At 60.1% G+C, this 596-nt stretch carries 1 protein-coding gene; it reads left to right on the top strand.

Annotation, left to right across the window (positions count from 1 at the left end):
* Positions 1-101: 101 nt before the first annotated feature.
* A partial coding sequence (locus tag Tchar_RS13650; protein WP_144329501.1) for a hypothetical protein occupies positions 102-596 on the top strand: 495 nt, incomplete at its 3' end.

Below are 596 nucleotides of genomic sequence, written 5' to 3'. Positions count from 1 at the left end.
CAATTGATTGGACACAGATTTGCAGCTCATGCGGCCTTCCGGGTGGCATGAGACTGCCGGGCTTCGAGGGGTGACATGAAGCCCAGTTTTTCGAGACGCCAATGACGATTGTAACGATCCCTGAACTTGGTCACGGCCTGCCGCACTTCTTCGAGGTTGCGGAAGGTGCGGCCATGGATGGCCTTCCTTTCAGCGTCCGGTTGAAGCGCTCGGCCACGCCGTTGGTCTGGGGCTCGGCAACGAAGGCGAAACTCCTGTCGATACCCCAGAACGCGATTCTGTTTCAGGAAGTCGTCGGCAGTGTATTGCGTACCGTGGTCCATGCGCAGCACAAGCCCCTTGCCGGCGTTGGCACCGGTGGTGCCGAACTCGGCCTAGAGCCCTTGGGCAATCGGCTGCAAGGCAGCGAAACGATTGCCGATCTTGACGGCATGGATGCCGACGCAGCAGGCGTCGAAATGATCGACCACCGAGAACACCCACACCCAGCCGTCTTCAACGGTCTGGATGCGGATACCGTCGGTGCCCCACATTTGGTTCGGTGCTTTAGTCTGAATCGAGCCATCATGCAGCACAGGGGTGCCCTGCCGCACCCG

It is taken from the genome of Tepidimonas charontis, assembly GCF_007556685.1.
Lineage (GTDB): Bacteria > Pseudomonadota > Gammaproteobacteria > Burkholderiales > Burkholderiaceae_C > Tepidimonas > Tepidimonas charontis.
This window is presented reverse-complemented; position numbering and strand designations above follow the sequence as displayed.